The 18,440-nt window shown below is 61.6% G+C and carries 15 protein-coding genes; 4 read left to right on the top strand and 11 right to left on the bottom strand.

What is annotated here, in order from left to right; all coding sequences use genetic code 11:
- The coding region (locus tag MOV76_RS21665; protein ID WP_247265249.1) for a VOC family protein at positions 1-990 on the bottom strand (990 nt) is incomplete at its 3' end.
- A gap of 84 nt (positions 991-1,074) precedes the next feature.
- Here MOV76_RS21665 and MOV76_RS21660 point away from each other — a divergent pair.
- The 3 genes from MOV76_RS21660 to MOV76_RS21650 all read left to right on the top strand — a co-directional run bounded on the left by MOV76_RS21660 (position 1,075) and on the right by MOV76_RS21650 (position 3,739).
- Complete coding sequence (locus MOV76_RS21660; protein ID WP_247265248.1) at positions 1,075-1,983, top strand: LysR family transcriptional regulator; 909 nt, start codon at positions 1,075-1,077, stop codon at positions 1,981-1,983.
- A gap of 68 nt (positions 1,984-2,051) precedes the next feature.
- Complete coding sequence (locus MOV76_RS21655) at positions 2,052-2,288, top strand: Lrp/AsnC ligand binding domain-containing protein (protein ID WP_003543721.1); 237 nt, start codon at positions 2,052-2,054, stop codon at positions 2,286-2,288.
- A gap of 272 nt (positions 2,289-2,560) precedes the next feature.
- The gene (locus MOV76_RS21650) at positions 2,561-3,739 is read left to right on the top strand and encodes a glycosyltransferase family 4 protein (RefSeq protein ID WP_247265247.1); all 1,179 of its coding nucleotides are present in this window, start codon (positions 2,561-2,563) and stop codon (positions 3,737-3,739) included.
- A gap of 227 nt (positions 3,740-3,966) precedes the next feature.
- Here MOV76_RS21650 and MOV76_RS21645 read toward each other — a convergent pair whose 3' ends face one another.
- The 9 genes from MOV76_RS21645 to epmA all read right to left on the bottom strand — a co-directional run bounded on the left by MOV76_RS21645 (position 3,967) and on the right by epmA (position 16,778).
- Entirely contained in the window at positions 3,967-7,278 is a 3,312-nt protein-coding gene (locus MOV76_RS21645; protein WP_247265246.1) for an oligosaccharide flippase family protein, read from the bottom strand.
- A gap of 88 nt (positions 7,279-7,366) precedes the next feature.
- Positions 7,367-8,545 carry a glycosyltransferase family 4 protein gene (locus tag MOV76_RS21640; protein ID WP_018448304.1) on the bottom strand — a complete coding sequence of 393 codons (1,179 nt, stop codon included), beginning with the start codon at positions 8,543-8,545 and terminating at the stop codon, positions 7,367-7,369.
- Between the two features lie 45 nt (positions 8,546-8,590).
- Positions 8,591-11,068, bottom strand: a complete 2,478-nt coding sequence (locus MOV76_RS21635) for a glycosyl hydrolase 2 galactose-binding domain-containing protein (RefSeq protein ID WP_247265245.1) — start codon at positions 11,066-11,068, stop codon at positions 8,591-8,593.
- A gap of 16 nt (positions 11,069-11,084) precedes the next feature.
- The gene (locus tag MOV76_RS21630) at positions 11,085-12,065 is read right to left on the bottom strand and encodes a DUF1839 family protein (protein ID WP_247265244.1); all 981 of its coding nucleotides are present in this window, start codon (positions 12,063-12,065) and stop codon (positions 11,085-11,087) included.
- Entirely contained in the window at positions 12,056-12,964 is a 909-nt protein-coding gene (locus tag MOV76_RS21625; RefSeq protein ID WP_018448307.1) for an amino acid--[acyl-carrier-protein] ligase, read from the bottom strand. Before MOV76_RS21625 ends, MOV76_RS21630 begins: the two co-directional genes overlap by 10 nt.
- A gap of 5 nt (positions 12,965-12,969) precedes the next feature.
- Positions 12,970-14,151, bottom strand: coding sequence for an acyl-CoA dehydrogenase family protein (locus MOV76_RS21620; RefSeq protein ID WP_247265250.1), 1,182 nt, complete (start codon positions 14,149-14,151; stop codon positions 12,970-12,972).
- Entirely contained in the window at positions 14,151-14,402 is a 252-nt protein-coding gene (locus tag MOV76_RS21615) for an acyl carrier protein (protein WP_003543737.1), read from the bottom strand. The genes MOV76_RS21620 and MOV76_RS21615 overlap by 1 nt, the downstream gene beginning before the upstream one ends.
- A 265-nt stretch (positions 14,403-14,667) precedes the next feature.
- Positions 14,668-15,720 (bottom strand): lysine-2,3-aminomutase-like protein, encoded by a 1,053-nt coding sequence (locus MOV76_RS21610; protein ID WP_047620242.1) that lies wholly within the window; start codon positions 15,718-15,720, stop codon positions 14,668-14,670.
- Positions 15,717-16,778 carry an EF-P lysine aminoacylase EpmA gene (epmA, locus tag MOV76_RS21605; protein ID WP_247265243.1) on the bottom strand — a complete coding sequence of 354 codons (1,062 nt, stop codon included), beginning with the start codon at positions 16,776-16,778 and terminating at the stop codon, positions 15,717-15,719. The genes MOV76_RS21610 and epmA overlap by 4 nt, the downstream gene beginning before the upstream one ends.
- A gap of 148 nt (positions 16,779-16,926) precedes the next feature.
- On the opposite strand from epmA, the gene efp reads away from it, so the two are divergent.
- Positions 16,927-17,496: an elongation factor P gene (efp, locus tag MOV76_RS21600; protein WP_018244036.1), complete on the top strand. Its 570-nt coding sequence runs from the start codon at positions 16,927-16,929 to the stop codon at positions 17,494-17,496.
- Between the two features lie 173 nt (positions 17,497-17,669).
- Here efp and MOV76_RS21595 read toward each other — a convergent pair whose 3' ends face one another.
- Complete coding sequence (locus tag MOV76_RS21595; RefSeq protein ID WP_018244037.1) at positions 17,670-18,344, bottom strand: GntR family transcriptional regulator; 675 nt, start codon at positions 18,342-18,344, stop codon at positions 17,670-17,672.
- Positions 18,345-18,440 lie beyond the last annotated feature (96 nt).

Here is an 18,440-nt window from a genome sequence, read left to right as displayed (position 1 = left end):
GCCCACCTGCACCTCGCCGCGAACCGAGGCGAGCAGCCGGTCGTAGAGCGCCCGGCCCTTCGCCGTCAACGCCACGCCGCGCTGTTCGATCTCCCCGAAGCGGGCGGTATGCGTCCCTTGAACCGCACCATCATCATCGGAAAAGGCGATCGCTTCCTCCAGCGCCTTGAAACTCGTCTGTCGCAGCAGGATATCGCAATGACGGCGCGGCGGCCCTTCGATGACAGCCTTCGGCGTGATGCCGCGTTCCGGCATGCGGGCCTGGACCGCGTCGATATCGAGCGTGCGCGGCGTCAGATGGTTGATGTGCGGCCCCTTGAAGCTGACGACGTCGGCGATCAGCCGATGCGCATCATGCAGCCGCTTATAGGTTTCGGCGCTGACTGTCGCTTCGCCATGCCAGCGGAAGGTTTCCAGCGCCTCGGCGACGAATTCCGTCGCTTCCGCCTCGGTCAGGCCGCCGTTCTGCTCGTGGCGCTCGATCAGCGCGACGGCACGCGGCGTGTAGATCCGCCGTTTCGCCAGAATGGCTTCGGCTTCGCCGCGCAACCCCTCGTCCTCGATCAGCTCCAATCGCAACAGCGAGGTGAAGACGCGGAATGGATTGACGTTGAGCGCTGCCTCGTCGATTGGCCGGAAGCTGGTGGAATGAACCGGCACGCCGGCGACCGAAAGATCGTAGTAGCCAACCGGCTGCATGCCCATGACCGCAAACAGCCGGCGAATGGTGAAGAGCTCGTCAGCCGTACCGAGCCGGATGGCACCGTGGCGCTCGACATCGATGCGCTCCAGCTCGCCGGCCTGGGCCAGACGTTCGCGCAGATCGGGATCGTTTTCGAGGCAGCCGGCATTCACATCCGCCACCAGTTCGATCAGCGTGCCGTATTGCGGCACCTCCGCCCGGTACATCTGCGACATCGCCTCGGTGAACAGCGATCGGATGCGGTCTGGGGAAACGAAGGCTTGCGGCATTGGGAAACTCCGGCTCATTCCGTTTTTGCAGGAAGAACCTCTTTACACGCGCGACAAAGCCGCAAATATCGCTATTTCGGAAATAGCCCATTCTGAAATGGAATGACCATGCTCACGTCTAGACGTTTTCTGCCATCGATTTCGCATCTCGCCGCCTTCGAGGCGGTTGCCCGCACCGGCAGCGTGACCGCAGCGGCGCGCGAACTCGATCTGACGCAGAGCGCCGTCAGCCGCCAGGTAAGTGCGCTGGAGGAGCAGCTTGGCGTCGAGCTCTTCCTGCGCGAACGCCAGACCATGCGGCTGACGCTTGCCGGTGACGGATATGCTCGCGAGATTCGCGAGGCGCTGCGGCGGATATCGAGCGCCTCGCTGAACCTGCGCGCCAATCCGCATGGCGGCACGCTCAATCTCGCCATCCTGCCGACCTTCGGCACGCGCTGGCTGGCGCCGCGCCTGGGGCGCTTTCTCGCCGCCAATGCCGGCGTGACCATCAATCTGGTGACCCGACTTTCGCCCTTCGATTTCCGCCTCGATTCGATCGACGCCGCCATCCATTTCGGCCATCCGCACTGGCCGGGCGCCGAACTCGCCTTCCTGATGTCGGAGCGCACGGTGCCGGCCTGCAGTCCTGATTTTCTGCAGCGACACGCGATCAAAGCGCCAGAGGATCTGCTTGCCGTTCCGCTTCTGCATCTGACGACGCGCCCTGACGCCTGGGAGCAGTGGTTCGCCAGCAACGACGTTTCCTTCGAAAACGTCCACGGCATGCTCTTCGACCAGTTCGCCACCGCCGCGCAGGCGGCAATCGCCGGCCTCGGCGTCGCCCTGCTGCCAACATTCCTGATGCAGGAGGAGATCGGGCGCGGCGATCTCGTCGCCGCTGTCGACCGTGAAATGGAAAGTCGCGAGCGCTATTATCTCGCCTTTCCGCCCGAGCGCGCCGATTATGCGCCGCTTGCCGCCTTTCGTGACTGGATCGTCGCGGAAGCGACCACCAACCTGGCTGTGTGACGAACGGCTTGCATCGGCATGGCGCTTTCGACCATTATGCGCTCCAAACAACTTTGCAGGAAATCTCCATGAAGCCGATCTTCGTCCAGCTCCAATGCGCACCCGGCAAGACCTATGATGTCGCCGACGCCATCTACCAGACTGAACTGGTCTCGGAGCTCTATTCCACAAGCGGCGACTACGATCTGCTGCTGAAGGTCTATATCGAGGAAGGCCAGGATATCGGCAAATTCATCAACGACAACATCGCCAATATTCCCGGCATCGTCCGCTCGCTGACCACGCTGACCTTCAAGGCATTCTAGAGCAATTCCAGCAAAAGTGCGTAGCGGTTTTGCCAGGCAAAGCGTGAAACGCTATTGCCGGGAATTGCGTGAAAACAAAAGAGATAGAGCGTTTCCGTGATTCGAGAAAAACGGAAACGCTCTAAATTCCCGTCAGACACGGTTAACCCTTTTCGCGAAGATTGGCCCTCGCAAGCGGTCGCCTAAACCGCGCCTTAACGCCGGGCATATCTGGTCGTTGTTATCACGGGCCCGCATCAGCGCGGGCCGGCACGTGCAGCGATAGGTGGAAAATGTCGATCGTCGAGGCAGATAGGGTGCGCGCGAAGCCGAAGTTGGAAACAGCTCCGCTGATCGTCCATGTCGTGCGCCAATTCCTGCCCAATCGCGGCGGCTTGGAAGACGTGGTCGCCAATCTCGCCCGCCAGACCGTGCGCCGCGGTTACCGCGTGCGCGTCGTCACGCTGGATTCGCTCTTCACCGCGCCTGAAGACAAGCTGCCGCTTCGCGAAGATATCGACGGCATCGAGGTGGTGCGCATTCCCTGGTCCGGCTCCAGCCGCTATCCGCTGGCACCGCAGGTTTTCCGCCATCTCGCCGATGCCGATCTCGTCCATGTCCACGCCATCGACTTCTTCTTCGACGCGCTCGCCTGGGGCCGGCTGCTGCACGGAAAACCGATGATCGTCACCACCCATGGCGGCTTCTTCCACACGCGGAAATACGCGGCAATCAAGAAGATCTGGTTCCGGACGCTGACCCGCGCTTCAGCGATGGCCTATCGCCGCGTCATCTGCTGCAGCGCCTCCGACCTCAAGCAGTTTTCCGAGATCGTGCCAGACAGTCTCCTGATCGAAAACGGCGCCGATATCGGCAAGTTCGCCGACACCGCATCACGCCGGGCAAAGCGCCGCATCGTCACAATCGGCCGGTTCTCCGTGAACAAGCGCATCGACCATCTGCTCGATGCGATGGCCGCGTTGAAGACCCGCGACCCGGAATGGCATCTCGACATCGTCGGCGCCGAATCCGACCTGAACCGGGCGGATGTCGAAGGCGCAATTGAACGCCGTCATCTTTCCGGCCGCGTCACCCTGCATGTGTCGCCCGACAACGACACCATCCGGCGCATCATCGCAGAATCCTCGATTTTCGCCTCCGCCTCGGAATATGAAGGTTTCGGCCTGGTGGCGCTGGAGGCGATGAGCGCCGGCCTCCTGCCGGTGCTGAACGCCAACGATGCCTTTGCGACGCTTGCCGCCCGGCATCCCGTTCTCATGCTTGCCGATTTCACGAATCCTGAGACCGCCGCCACGGCGATCGAAACGGCCTATGAAGACCTTTCGCGCCAACCGGACGTGGTGCGGGCCGGGCTTCTCGACGCCGCGCGCGGCTATTCCTGGGATATCGTCGCCGAACGCTATATCGATCTCTACAGATCGCTTGATGTCGTCGCCGCGGAAAACATCTGATCCCGCCTAAAGCGCGTCGCGATCTTTCAGATTCGCTTGCCGGACTTTAGATCTTTGCTTTCCGCATGTCTTCGGCGCAAAACCGCTGCACACTTTTGCGCGACATGCTTCAGAGCAATTCCAGGAAAAGTGCGAAGCGGTTTTCCGTCCGGAATTGCGTAAATACAAAAGGCTAGAGCGGTCCTGCGCTTCCGTTAAAAGCTGAACCGCTTTAGCTGAAATCCCGGTCATGCTCTGGCGAGACGGATGATCTCGTCGAGCACAAATTTGCGTGATTGCGGCGGCGTCAGATTGTGGTCGGCATCCGGCAGCATCAGCAGGCGCACGTTCGGATAGCGGGAAAGCCTGGCGCCACGCGGCCCGAAGTGGAAATAGACGTGGTCGAGCCCGACATCGCCCTCGCTGTAGATCAGCGTCAGCGGGACCTTGCGCTTGCCGAACAGCGCGAAGGAGTGCCGGACCTCGCGGGCGATATTGCGCCGGTCGGGAAGCAGCTCGAGCACCGGCGCGATCCACGGCGACAGCCGGCGGCCGGCGGCGATGACGATATTCTGCAGCGCCGCAACGACATCCACCTGGCCGCGCAGCAGCCGCTTCAGCGTGTCGAGCCGCGCCAGGCGCTGGCTGTAATCATCCAGGCTGCGGGGAACGGAGACGACATGCTCCCTGCGCACCGGCATGTCAGGATCCCAGTAATAGACGAAGGGATTGATCGACACGACAGCCTTCAAGCGCTCGTCGGCGACGCCGGCGCGGAAGGCGACATAGCCGCCGCTGCATCGGCCGGCGACCATGACCGGGCCGGCGAAGACGCCTTCGAGCAGATCGAGCGCGGCGACCGCATCTCCGGTCTGCGTATCGGAATAAAGTACCTGTTCCGGTGCATCCGGCCGCGGCGGGCTGTCGCCGACATTGGCGGAATCGAAACGCAGCGACACGACGCCTTGGCGGGCGAGCTCGCGCGCCATGTCGACCGTCGTCCGTCCCCAGCCGGCATGCCGGTCATAGGCCGTCGACAGAAAGAGCACGGCATTGCCCTTGATCTCGCCGAGCGGCCGGCTGACGACGCCGACCAGATGATTATGGCTTCCGAAACGGACAGGCGTTTCCGCAAAATCATCGCCGGCAAGCAGCGGGTTGTCGATCACCGCCGGCGAATGGGCGGCGGATGTCTCTGTCGTTGTTGCCTCCAGCCACGTCGTCAGCAGCGCGACGACAGCCATCGGCGTCTTGGCAAACAGCGGATTGGTGGCGAGCTCGTCATAGCCTTCGAAGGCCTTCTGCTCGACATCGGCGCCAAGCGCCTTCAGCGCATCGGCAAAGCCGGTATCCTCGGCCTTGGCAGGACGTTCGAGGATGAGATAGCGCGAGGCTGCGAGCCCCTGCGGCGAGGTGATGTTGAGCTTGCCGAGCTCGGCAGCGATTTCCTCGGGCATGACGAGCCCGGCGATCTGCACCTTCGCGGTGTGGACATGCTCCTTGCCGAGGCCGAGATCGGCATCGATGATCTTGGACCACATGTTGAGTTCGCGCAGATAGGCCCTGCCGCTCAGCACCGGCGCCAGCATGACGAGGCTGTCGACGCCTTCGATCGAAGAACCGACGCGGTGGGCAAGCGTCGCGCCGAGGCCCTGTGCGATGAGGATGATACGGTCGCAGCCGCTCAGCGACTTCAGCTTGTCAGCGGCCGCACGGATCGAGTTTTCCCAGGTTTCCAGCCTTGCCGGCAGCACCCCGAAATCGAGCGCGTCACCGGTGCCGCGATAGTCGAAGCGCAGGCTCGGCACGCCGATATCCGAGAAATGCTCGGCCGCGACGCGGAAGAATTTGCGGCTGCACATCTCCTCGAAACCCCAGGGGCTGACGAAGAGCACGGCGGCCGAACGTTTCTTCGTGAGAGGATTCTCAGGCATGAACAGCCCGATCGTGCCGTCGAAGACGACAGGCAGGGCAGCGTTGCGTCCCGCCCCCTCGGCCGGTTCCAGCGAGAATTCGCCGGGCGCGACTTTGGCGCGATCGGGATCGCCGGGAAGCCGCGGCGCGATGAAATTGATCGCGTGGCCAACCGGTCGCCGCAGCAGGGACGGCATCTTGTCGAGAATGGAGCGCATGACTTCGACATCCTCGCCCGGCACGGCGCGCAGCACACGGAGCGCCGCGAAATAGGCGAATGCGCCGGCGATGATCGCGCCGACCAATCCGGCCGGACCTTGGACGAATTCCAGCACGGAAATCGCTCCGCAAGCACAGAGGACGGAGGCGAGCGTCACCTTCGTCAGGCTTGCGTAAAGACCCGAAAGCTGGGATCCGAATCCTGTCTGTCTGATCATCATCACCGACATCGCAACGAATACGAGGATGCGCACAAGTGCAGCACCCTCGGCCGCAAGCCTAGGTACGATCAGTAAACAACCCGCTACCATCAGTAGGCCACCTATCACACTGATGTTCAGGCGGGAGCGGGCCCTGTCCATCGACAGCAGGTAGAGGCTGAGGATCTGCATGAAAGTATAGGCGGGAGCGACGAGCGCAAGCAGCGCCACCACCGTTCCGCTGCGGCGGAACGCTTCGCCGAACACCACGAGCACCAGTTCGCTGGAGATCGCGGCAAGCCCGAGGCTCATCGGCAGCACGATATAGGCCATGCTGCGGGTGACGGCGGCGAAGACCTCGACCGGCAATGTCGAATCGTCGCTGCTGTGGCGCCGCTCGGAATAATAGGGCAGCAGGCTGCCGGTCATCTGGATCGGCAATTGCAACGCGATATTCGCGATCGACAGGCCGACGGCATAATAACCGACCATCTCCACCGACCAGAACTGCTGCAGGAAGAGCAGCTCGAGCCGGTTGAGGAAAATGGAATCGATGATGAACTGGATCGACAGGATGACGGAGGAAGAGGCGAGATATTTCAGCGAGACCCCGCACCAGTCGCGCCGTGCAAGAAGGATCGGCAGCGTGGCGAAAAACAGGACCAGCTGGCCGAGCGCATAACCGACGAGAACACCCTCGACGCCATAGAAAACGGCACCGACGGCAACGCCGGCAAGCTGCACGATCGAGACGGCGACCGTCAGCTTAAAGAAAGCGCCAAGCTTCTTTTCGCCGATCAGGTAGAATTTGACGAAGGATCCGATCGCCTGGATGAAGAACAGCACGCCGGTGACCAGAGCGACGGATGGCGCGGTGTCGGCCCAGTGCATCTTTTCGGACGTCAGGAAGAACAGCGCGTAGAGCGCCAGCAGCACGACGGTCGAGAACATCATGAAGCTGACGAGGATGGCGGCAAAACCCCGCCGGCGGCGCGCATCGAAACCCTCCGCCGAAAGTTGCGGCAACGTCTTCAGCAGTGTGATGCTGGAGCCGAGCTCGGCAATCGAGGCGCCGGTCACCACCAGCCAGAGCGAAAAGGCGACGATGCCGTTGGCCTCCGGCCCGAGCAACCGCGCGGTTATGATCGAGGAAACGAAGCCCGTCAGAAGCAGCAGCATGCCTGCCGCCGCGTTCATCACCGAGTTTGCGATAATACCCTTCGACATCTGTCCATCCGTCAGGATCGGCCTACCGCCGCATACCCGCCATCTCTAATGCGAAAATGTTAAAATAAAGCGGAGTGACGACCTCAGCTTAGCTGGCCTGCATCGCCGTCAATGTCTGAAGCGCCTTCTCGTAGCTGTTTTCCGCAAGGTAGCGCAGCAGGAACTCCCGCGCCTTCCCGGCCTTCTCTCGTGCACGCTCGGGCGCGCGGAAAATTTCCCTCAAGTACCCGGCCGCCGCCTCGGGTGAGGGGTCGGCCCAGACTGCACCCTCGAGCCCGGCAAATTCGGGATGGGTATCGACCACAGGAATAAGGGGAGAGCCAACCAGCCAGCTATTGTCGGGATCGCAGAAATCTACTGTTCCCGACCAGGCCGTGGAAATGATGGGCGTATGCTGCATGATCGCCTCGGCAACCGTCAGCCCGAAACCTTCGGAACGATGCAGCGAAAGATAGGCGTCGGAACAGCGGATGAGGCCGTTGATATCGGAGTTCGATAACCTGTCGGTGACGATCCTGATCCGGTTGTCGCCCTTAACCGAAGCGACCAGTTCGCGCAGGCCTTCGTCCTTGCCGATATCGCCGCTGGCCTTCATCAAGAGGAAGGCGCTGGGGCATTCGGCGGCGAATATCCGGAAGGCCTCGATGACGGCCTGCGGATTCTTCCGGTTGATCGAGGAGCCGGCGCTGAAGATGAAGCTGACGAGAAAGGCGTCTTCCTCGATGCCGAATTTCTGGCGCATGCCTTCGGTCGCCGGCTTCTCGGTGACGGGATGCGGAACGACGATGACGGGCGCCGTGGTGAGAGGCGCAATCGCCCGCCTGGTGAATTCCGACGGCACGAAGACGGCATTCATGTAATGCATCGCATTGCGCCACTCCGCCGGCACGACTTCGAGCTCCCAGGCGAAATAGCCGATGTTGAAAGCGCGGCTGAAATTCGCAACGCCCTTCTTCAGGATGGCGCGCGGCAGCATCGGCGGATTAAGATGCCAGATCCGGCTTCCCGCCGGTTCGGTGGAAAGATGCGACGGCGTCCATCCGGCGAATGAATTCTCGTCAGGATGCGTGCTGACGTCGGAGAGTGAAATCGCCAGCCCCGCCTCAGACAATGCGTCAGCGCAGAGCCTTGCCGATTCGCCGACACCGACCGCCATCGAGAGATAACCGACGACTTCCACCGGCCTGCGTGGGTTGAAGGCAACACGCGACCGCGGGATCAGCCGCTGCAGGACATGGGCGCGCAGAAGGCGGTATATCGTTCTCAAATCACGGTCTTTCCCAATGGATCGGCATCATTCTTCGCAGGGGCATCAGCCCTCGATTGCGACGCGATGCGAACTGCCTAGACTTCTGATCTCTCCCGCAGGCGGAGTATCGCTTTCCGCGCCGGACAGCGGGTGGAGCTTCACCCGCCGCATCGCGCCGGGGGCAAGGTGGAACCAGTCGTCGTCGGCCCGATAGCCCTCGACGTCGATATGCACCGATTGCGCCAGCCGGTCGGTCCTGAGATCGACGAACCAGTCGTCGTCTCTGCCGAATGATGCTTCGATCCCTGCGTCATGCAGCGCCCTCCCCCGTCCGCAGGGGAAGTGGAAGCTCTCGGCGAGAATGGCGCCGTCTACCAGCGAGCGCAGGCGTGCGACGCTTGCATCATGCGCCGGCGGCCCGAAACGGAAGGCATAGGTCGTATCGAAGAAGGCGCCGAACAGCGCGGTGCAGGCAAGGCGCTCCGTGTCCCTTGCCGCCAGCTTGAAGGCCCTGCTGCCGCTGACGACCTGCTGTTTTCCGTCGCGCAGGCAGACGACCTCGAGCTCGACGTCGAGCGCGGCATCCGTCTCGTTGACGACATGCACGTCGAGACCGTTCGTTCCCTCGTCGGTGAAGATTGCCTGAACCGGCCGGAAGGCACGGCGCATCGCATACCAGACGGGCTTCGGCTCTCCGGTGGAATCGATCACCCCCCAGCCGGGGCCGGGCAGCAGGTCCTGCAGCGTCCAGACAAGCGCGCCATTGCAGGCCGAGCCTTTGCGCCGCCATTCGGCAAAAGTCTCTTCGATCACCTCGCCGGTGACGGCGCGGGAGAGATCGAGATAGCGTTCCGGATCTTCGCGGCGCAGCTGGGCCGGATCGAAACCGTAGATAAGCAGCAAGTAAAAGTCGCGGACATCCTCGAAATCCCACGATGCGCTGCGGTCGCGGGGCACGCGAGCCTTCCATAGCGGGCTGTGGACGGCGGGCACGTCGAGATGACGTTGCAGCGTCCTCTGCTGCGGCACATGCGCGAAGGCGAGGCTTTCGGAGGCAAAACGCACATCGGCGCGGCGCGCATCGGCAATCGGCCGCATATAGGCGCCGACGCCGTAATAATGGGCGATACCGGCATTCGGCGAAAAGGGCATCGCTCCGCCATAGGGCGAGTTCGGGACATAGGGCACATCGGGGCGCATGCGCGCGACGACCGCCGGGATGATTTCATCGGTGACCGGTCCGCTCCAGAATTCCGCCGGCAGACCGAGCATTGCCGCCTGCTGGTGGATTTCGCTGCCGCCGCAGAGCACGGCCAGCGAAGGCGACGCCTGCACGCCGTGCAGAAATTCCTCGACCTCCGCATGCACGTGACCGAGAAAAGCCTTGTCGTTGCGCGGATAATCGAAATTGGCGAACATGAAATCCTGCCAGACGAGCAGACCGAGCTCGTCGCAGAGCGCGAAGAAATCAGGCGTTTCGTAGGCCATGGTGCCGCCGATGCGGATCATGTTCATGCCGGCTCCGGCGGCAAGCCGCAGGAACGGCTCATAATCCGCCCGCCCGCCCGGTAATCGCGCGATATCGGCCGTCGTCCACACGGCGCCACGGCAGAAGATGCGTTCGCCGTTGACGAGGAGCGCGAAGTCATCGCCATCTGCACCGCGGTCGACGTCGATGCGCCGGAAGCCGGTCCTGCCGAGCGGATATTCCACCCCGTCGGAAACCAGCGTCAGCTCATAGAGACGCGCAGCGCCATGCGTATGCGGCCACCAGGGCTCGATATCGGAAAGCTTGAGGATAGCCGAGTAATGACTGTCGCCGACCTTCTCGAAGGGCTGCTCCATCCCGCCGCAGCGCAGCAACATTAAGGGATTCTCGGCATTGCTATGCAGGGACACGCTGAGACGGCCGACACCACTCTCCTCGAATACGGCGCGGATGGAGACATTGTCGATCGAGACGGGATTGCGCCGCACCATCGAAATCGGCCGCCATGGCCCGACGGCATGGATATCGGGGCACCAGCCCGGCATATGACCGAGCAGCGTCGTGCGGAAATTCTTCAAGCCCGCCGGCGTGATCATCTGCGGCCGCCAGCGCGCACGGGGCCCCGGCTCCGACAGGCGGGGACCGAGCGCCCGGAAGCACAAAGCCAGTTCATCGCCGCCCGAAAGCGTCACCGGAATCTCACGCGCCGTGAACATGCTCTCGGAAAACAGGATTTCCTGGCCGTTCAGGAAGACATGGCAGAGCGTCGCCAGTCCTTCGAAACGCAGGATCGCGTCGCCGGGCTCGGCATCGAAAAGCCGGCAGAGATACCAGGCATCCCGTGTGTTCAGCGGCTCGGGATTTTCCCGGTCGAAGAGCCCGGCTTTTTCAAGCGCGGCGGCGACGGTGCCGGGAACCGGTGCTGGAATCAACTGCGCCGAGAGCGGGATGTCGTGCGGCACGGCGCAGGCGCCCGGCTCCGTCAGGATCAGGTTCCAGCCTTCGGAAAGTAGACTTTCCTCGGCACCGATGCTCGCCAAACGCCCCCGCATGGTCAGATCTCCGGCCTCAGATTCGCCCCGCAAGCGACGCCATCATGAAATCCCATGCATCGGCGGCCGGATCAAGTGCCGCCTGCAACGGCTCGAACTTCTTGCGGGTGACAGCGCGGGCAAGCTGGAACTGCACCGATTTCGCCACTTCCGAAATGCGCCTGGCATGCTCGGCGGCAGCCGCAAATTCACTAGGGGAGAGCCAGGTGAGATGATCGGCCGCCAGCTCGAAATTGGCGCCGACCTGGCGAAGCGTGTTGAAGGCGTATTTATGGAAGAAGCCGAACGGCCGTTCCGCCACCGCCTCGACCTGTTGCGGAAAGATGCTTGCAAAGGCGCGGATCGGGTTTTCGCGGGGACGCCTGATGAAGTGAAAGCCGGCCAGCCGCCGCGCGGTCGATCGCAGATGCTCTTCATCAGCCGGTCTTTCCGGGAATCGGGCAAATTCCGTGTAGGGCAGGAACGGCGGGTCGTTTTCAGTCAGCTGCAGCTGGAACAGACCGTCGAAATCCTCGCCTTCGAGACGGAAATAACCGGCATTGTGGAAATAATCGACGCGCTTTGCCGCAACATCCAGCCGGTTGATCGCAACCGTCGTCTTGCCATGCTCCTGCCGGTAGGCGGTGCCGCGCGTATCCGGCATGTAAAAGGAATCCATTTCGATCAGGCAGAGACGGCCCCGCGCGATCTGAACCTCGGCATGGCGTTCGACACGGTCGTAGATGGCAAGCTCAGTCGCACGAATGCCGTAGAGCGCTTCGAGATCCTCGAGCGGCACCTTGAAGAAGGTGAACTGGTCGCCCTCGAAATCCTGCGTCAGGGTAAAACCCAGCATCGCCTCTGGTGCAACGCCTGATGTCGCCAGCACTTCGATCCAGAGATCGACATAGCAATTGGTTTCCGGCCAGGCGCGCTCGCCGGAATGCAGCGCATGCGCCCGGTAGGTTTTCGGGTCGATTCCCGAAAATACCGATGTCATCGATTTGCTCAGCCCCACAACGCTTTCCGTACGCTGGCCGGCCATTGCTTCACATCGAGCCCGTGATGATGGAAGAGGGCAAGGGCGATGCGCTCCAGTCCGAAGCCGACGCAGGCGGTGTGCGCGACACTGCCGTCTTCGAGATTGAGACCCCATTTCGTGCCGAAGGCATCCTGATGGTAGTTGAAGCTCATGCAGGCGGTCGGATTGGCAGCCGAGGTAATCGGGATCAGCAGCTCGAACTTCAGGTTCTGGTCGCGCTGATTATTGGCGAGCATCTTGCCGGCGCGGCCGAAGAACGGATCATTGGCGACGTCGATCGTCACGTCGAGACCGACGGCCTTCATCATCTCGACGCCACGATCCATCCAGCGCTGGCGGAAATCGGTGACGTGCAGCTCGGTACCCATGCAGACATATTCACGCATGCGGAACAGCTGCTGGCGGGCCGGGTCTTTCGACGGCTCATGGCGGAAGCAATAGGATTGCAGGTCGAAGAGGCCGCCCGACTTCGGCAGGTTGCCGCGTTTGGCGATCGTCGGATAGAGCGGATAGCAGGCAGCCGGCGTCAGCACGATGTCGGTCGCCTCCTGCCCCTTGGTCCAGTCCTCGCCGACTTCCATGCATTGCAGCAGGCTGACATGATCGAGTTCGCTGCCGCAGAAGCTGTGCACCGTGCCGGCGAGCTGCGGAAAGCTCTTCATGTAGCCGCTCTTTTCGAAGAAGGCGCGGTTCATGCCGGGCGGAAAGCGCATGGCTTCGGCACCATCGGCGCCGCCGAACGTGTCGATCAGGCGCTCGAAGGCAGCGATCACGTCTTCGAACTGGCCACTACGGCCGTAAAGCCCGTCGATGCCGGTATCGATCAGCAGACCGGATTCGAAAAGCCGGTCCAGAAACGAGGTCTGCATATCCATGACTGTCACCCCAGTAGGCTAGTGTCCTGCTTATGGACAAGAAGCATGCTCGACGTGTTGCCGAGGATGCGGTCATTCGAGATCATGAGCTGTGCGGAATGCGCGTCGCGCAGATGGCGTCCGAGGCTGAAGGGCGTGCCGTTCTTGTAGCCCATGATGCCGCAGATCAGCATGGCATGGTTGACGATCTCCAGGATCGTCTCGGACGAGGCGATCTTGACGTTGTTCATCGCCACCGCAAATCCCATCGAAGATAGCCTGTCGGCATCGGCCTTGGCATCTTCATAGGCCTTGAGGCCGGCAACCACGTTGGATTTCACCATCTGGAGCAGGTTCGAAACCTCGGCAAGGCGCAGCGCGCCCGGCGGCTGGGCATCCGGCGCCTTTCGGGCAGCGGCACGCACGAAAGCCTGGGCGCGCACAACGGCATCGACGGCGATGCCGTACCAGACGCCGCTCCACAAGAGGTGCGAGGAGGCAAGCATGGATTGTGCCGCGATCTCCGCGAAAGGCTTCGGCAGGATCTGATGGGCCGGCGCTTCGCCCTTGAACAGGAAGCCGTCGGAGCAGGTTCCGCGCATGCCGAGCGTATTCCAGACATGCGTTTTCTCGAGCGTGTACTGGTCCTTGAGGAAGGCCGTCAGCACCTGATCGGAGGAAGCCGCCTGCGCGTGGGCACGCGAGGTGATGAGAATGGCGTCGGCATGCGAGCCATAGGAAATGACGGTCGCATCCTTTTCGAGACGGCACGTGTCGCCATCGACCTCGACCGCACAGATGCTGTTGCGCAGGTTTCCGCCGATACCGCCTTCGGTGGTGGCGGATGCGATCAGCAGCTGCTCAGCGGCGATGCGGCGCATGAAACCGCGATGCCATTCGCTGTCGCCGCCGTGTTCAACGAGGCTCGACAGCTTGATGTGGTGCATGGCGAAGACCATGGCGCTCGCGGCGCAAACCTGGCCGAGCAGCGAGCACAATTCGGCGATCTCGGTGATCGAGGCGGATTCGCCGCCGAGATGGCGCGGCACCTGGATGCCGAGCAGCCTTTCGGCCTTCATCGCATCCACGGCTTCCCGGGGGAAACGGGCTTCAGCATCAACGGCATCCGCGTGCTTCGCAGCGATTTCGGCGACGCGGGCCACCCTTGCGACAAGACCGTCCTGCATGATCTTGACGGGGAAATTCATCACGCGACCTTCCGGCTGTCCCGGATGAGATCGACGGTCCTGGCGATGGCCGAGATGCTCGCGAAGGATTTGCGGTTCAGGAGATTGTCGGGAAATTCGATGTCGAAAGCCTCTTCGAGGCCAAGCATCAACTGCACAGAAGCAAAGGACGTCAAACCTGCCGCATAAAGATCGGCGTCGTCGGCGACCTGGTCGATCGACCCAGGAAGCTTGCCGAATTTGGCTACGAGGTCGCGGATTGCCTTATTCATCCCATCACTCCAAGATTCTCATGATCCCGAACCGGCGTTCATCGCCTTGTCATGAGCGTTCTTTTAGTGCGGAAAACAGAACATTCCGCTAATTAATTGAGTTAAATATGACTAAGGCTCATAGTTAGGATTTTAGCGATCCTTTCCGCACTGTCGTAAACAACCATTTTATATCAGTGACTTATGATAATTTCGACGCTGCGACACACTCTAGCGTCTGGCGTGGCGAGTACAGAAATGACACGCAAAACGCCGCCTTTTTGTCTCAATCGGCGGGCGGATAGGAATGCTCGCCACCGCGATAATCGGTGACGGAATAACATCCGTCGCCGGTCGCCCGGATCGCGCTCCCACTGACGACGGCCTTGCCGTGACCGCCTGGGATATCGAGGATGTAGGCCGGCTGGCAGAGACCGGAAATCCGCCCGCGCAGCGCCGCGACGATCTCCTGCCCCTCTTCGATCGTCACTCTGAAATGGCCGGTGCCGGGCGCCAGATCTGGATGATGCAGGTAATAGGGTTTGACGCGGATTTCGACGAAAGCCTTCATCAACTCCGCAAGCACGGCGGGATCGTCGTTGACACCCTTGAGCAGCACCGACTGGCTGACCATGGCGATGCCGGCATCGGCGAGGCGGGCGCAGGCGGCCCGCGCTTCCGGCGTCAGTTCTCTCACATGATTGGCGTGCAGCGCCACATAAACCGTCTTGCCGCTTGCCCTCAGCGCGTCGATCAGCGCCGCATCGATCTTTTCGGGATCGACGACCGGAACGCGGGTGTGGAAACGCACGATCTTCACATGCGCGATCCCGGCAAGCGTCTCCATGATCTCGTGGAGCCGGCGCGGAGAAAGCACCAGCGGATCGCCGCCGGTGAGGATGACTTCCCAGATCTCCTCGTGACCGCGGATATAATCGAAAGCGGCCTGCATCGCTGCCGCATCGAGCGTGCCGAGGCCCTGCGGCCCGACCATTTCGCGCCGGAAGCAGAAGCGGCAATAGACCGGGCAGACATGCACGGCCTTGAGCAACACACGATCGGGATAGCGGTGAACGATGCCTTCGACGGGGCTGTGGGCATGATCGCCGATCGGATCGGCGCGTTCTTCGCGAGCGACAGTGAGTTCGGCTGCATCAGGCACGAATTGCCGAGCGATCGGATCATCGGGATCGGTGCGGTCGATGAGCTTGCTGATCGCTGGCGTCAGCGCAATCGCGTAACGCGCGGCAACCTCCTCGAGACTTGCGCGATCGGCAGGCGCGACCAGACCTGCCTTTACAAGATCATCGACGCTCTTGATCGGTTTGACGACATTCATCTTCCGTACTCCGCAACCGGCGCCCAGAGCACCTGGTCGATGCGTGATGCTCCCGTTGCCAGCATCACCAGCCGGTCGAAGCCGAGCGCGATGCCGCTTGCCTCAGGCATCAGCGCCAGTGCGGCAAGGAAATCCTCGTCGATCGGATAGGTCTCGCCGTAGATCCGTGCCTTCTCGGTCATCTCGATCTCGAACCGTCGCCGCTGTTCGGCAGCGTTGGTTAGTTCGCCGAAGCCGTTCGCCAGTTCGACGCCGCAGGCATAGAGCTCGAAACGCTCGGCAACCCTGGGGTCGCGTATCGAGGGACGCGCAAGTGCCGCCTCCGAGATCGGATATTCGTCGAGGATGGTGATGCGGCCAAAGCCGAGACGCGGCTCGATCTTTTCGACCAGCACCCGGCTGAAGAGATCGGCCCAGCCGTCGTCATCGGCAACACGCATGCCGACGCGCCTGAGCTCGGCCGCCAGATGGTCGCGATCGGTCGAACCGTCGGCGGCGACCGAGGCGAGAAGATCGATGCCGGCATGACGCTCAAACGCTTCGGCAACGCCGATCCGCTCCGGCCCGGCAAAGGGATCGCTCTCGGCGCCGCCAAAGGCAAGCTTCGCGGTCTTCACCGTTTCGGCTGCAAGCGCCAGGATCCGCACGCAATCCATCATCAGGCTCTCGTAGCTTTCGCCGGCCCGATACCATTCGAGCATGGTGAATTCGGGATGGTGCAGCGGCCCGCGCTCGCGGTTGCGATAGACATGGGCAAAACACGAGATGCGTTCCTCGCCCGCCGCAACCAGTTTCTTGCAGGCGAATTCCGGCGAGGTGTGCAGGTAGAATGGCGCCTTTTGCCCATCCGTCGTCAGTGCTTCCGTGGCGAAGGCATGCAGATGTGCCTCGTTGCCGGGCGAGACCTGCAGCACAGCCGTATCCACCTCGACGAAATCCTCGCGCGCGAAAAACCCGCGCAACGCCGCCTGGATCGCATTGCGCCCGATCAGGAACGGACGGCGGTCGGCATGCACGGACGGGGTCCACCAGGGGGACGCTTTCGCCGAAGAGTTCATTCCAAGCTTTCTTCGCCGGAGAAGCCGGTATAGGGGGTGGCTATTTCCCGGATTTTAGGTTAGTTGCGCCCCAAAGAAAAACATTTGCGTCTTCGGAGCGTCTCGGCAGTCATCTACGACGCCGAAAGCCGAGTTACAAGGAAGTCTTATGGTCAAGGTCATCGCCTCTTCGGTCCGCAAGGGCAACGTTCTCGATGTCGACGGCAAGCTTTACGTCGTTCTCACCGCCCAGAACTTTCATCCGGGCAAGGGCACACCGGTCACCCAGGTCGACATGCGCCGCATCGTCGACGGCGTGAAGGTTTCCGAGCGTTGGCGCACCACCGAACAGGTCGAGCGCGCCTTCGTCGAGGACGTGAACCATCAATTCCTCTACGAGGACGGCGAAGGCTTTCACTTCATGAACCCTGGAAACTACGATCAGGTCGTCGTCGATGTCGACACGATGGGGGACGACAAAGCTTATCTGCAGGAAGGCATGACCTGCGTTCTGTCAATGCATGAAGGCATTGCGCTGGCGATCCAGATGCCGCGCCACGTCACGCTCGAAATCATGGAGACGGAACCGGTCGTCAAGGGCCAGACGGCATCGTCCTCCTACAAGCCGGCCATGCTGTCGAACGGCGTCCGCACTCTGGTGCCCCCGCACATCAATGCCGGCACCCGCGTCGTCATCGCCACGGAAGACAATTCCTACGTCGAACGCGCCAAGGACTGATCCTGGTTTCAGCCTATTCAAGAGGCCGGCTCACGCCGGCCTCTCACTGAGATGTGGAATTCAGGCAGGTGTCGATGCCGAGTCCACTCGCAGCACGAGATCGTTTCAGACGGCCCATTCTGCCGGAAATATCTTCGTTCAGCTGAAGCTGCATCCAATCCCCAGATCCGAATTCAGATTACCTTCCGGACCTCGCTCTCAAAGCTCATGACATGAGCCATCGCGATCTTTTCGGCCTCATCTGCGTCACCTCTGCACACCGCCTCAAGCATGAGGACCTGATCATGCAAGACGTCCTCAAGGCGCGGCACCAAACTTGGAAACCGTTTCATGGCGACGTACAGGATTCTCAGCGACAGATTGTGGTAGTGATCCAGCGTATCGGACAGGAAAGGGTTTTTCGCCACTTTGTAAATGAAGCGGTGAACCCGGCGATCGAGAGCAAGTATGTCCTCCAACGCCATCGGACCGGTTGTTTGCTTGAGCTCATCGATCAGTTGCCGCGCTTCTTGCCGCTCGAACTCGCGCAGCCTTTCCGCAGCTAGTCGGGTCGCCCAGGACTCGATCCGTGCTCGCGCCTCATAAACCGCAGTAAGATCATTGATATCGATCTTGCTCACAAATGTGCCGCGCCGCGCGCTGACGACAACGAAACCATCATATTGCAGACGCTGAATCGCCTCCCGGACCGGCGTGCGCCCGACGTCCATGCGTTTCATGATTTCGGCTTCGCGCAGAAGCGTGCCCGGAGGAAGCAGCGTCGTAATGATGTCGTCGCGCAGCCGAATGTACGTCCGTTCCGCCAGTGTCGATTCCGCCGCTTCGTAATCCACTTCGAATGCCGACATATTCAGCGTTTTCCTCTCTCTGCCCGTTTCCGCATAGCTAGACGCTTTTCCGCCTAGAAAAAAGCCGCTCAACGAATCTGCTTGACTCCATATCAT

Origin of the sequence: Rhizobium sp. PRIMUS64, from assembly GCF_023006465.1 — a bacterium.
GTDB lineage: Bacteria > Pseudomonadota > Alphaproteobacteria > Rhizobiales > Rhizobiaceae > Rhizobium > Rhizobium leguminosarum.
Note: the sequence above shows the minus strand (reverse complement) of the source record. Positions and strands in the feature narration are given on the sequence as shown.

What these genes read in the sequence shown, in the direction of transcription:
- MOV76_RS21610 (WP_047620242.1), bottom strand. Translation starts at nt 15,720, where the DNA reads ATGAATGTCGTCAAACCGATCAAGAGCGTCGATGATCTTGTAAAGGCA.
- MOV76_RS21655 (WP_003543721.1), top strand. Translation starts at nt 2,052, where the DNA reads ATGAAGCCGATCTTCGTCCAGCTCCAATGCGCACCCGGCAAGACCTAT.
- MOV76_RS21615 (WP_003543737.1), bottom strand. Translation starts at nt 14,402, where the DNA reads ATGAATAAGGCAATCCGCGACCTCGTAGCCAAATTCGGCAAGCTTCCT.
- efp (WP_018244036.1), top strand. Translation starts at nt 16,927, where the DNA reads ATGGTCAAGGTCATCGCCTCTTCGGTCCGCAAGGGCAACGTTCTCGAT.
- MOV76_RS21645 (WP_247265246.1), bottom strand. Translation starts at nt 7,278, where the DNA reads ATGTCGAAGGGTATTATCGCAAACTCGGTGATGAACGCGGCGGCAGGC.
- MOV76_RS21595 (WP_018244037.1), bottom strand. Translation starts at nt 18,344, where the DNA reads ATGTCGGCATTCGAAGTGGATTACGAAGCGGCGGAATCGACACTGGCG.
- epmA (WP_247265243.1), bottom strand. Translation starts at nt 16,778, where the DNA reads ATGAACTCTTCGGCGAAAGCGTCCCCCTGGTGGACCCCGTCCGTGCAT.
- MOV76_RS21620 (WP_247265250.1), bottom strand. Translation starts at nt 14,151, where the DNA reads ATGAATTTCCCCGTCAAGATCATGCAGGACGGTCTTGTCGCAAGGGTG.
- MOV76_RS21625 (WP_018448307.1), bottom strand. Translation starts at nt 12,964, where the DNA reads ATGGATATGCAGACCTCGTTTCTGGACCGGCTTTTCGAATCCGGTCTG.
- MOV76_RS21660 (WP_247265248.1), top strand. Translation starts at nt 1,075, where the DNA reads ATGACCATGCTCACGTCTAGACGTTTTCTGCCATCGATTTCGCATCTC.
- MOV76_RS21635 (WP_247265245.1), bottom strand. Translation starts at nt 11,068, where the DNA reads ATGCGGGGGCGTTTGGCGAGCATCGGTGCCGAGGAAAGTCTACTTTCC.
- MOV76_RS21650 (WP_247265247.1), top strand. Translation starts at nt 2,561, where the DNA reads ATGTCGATCGTCGAGGCAGATAGGGTGCGCGCGAAGCCGAAGTTGGAA.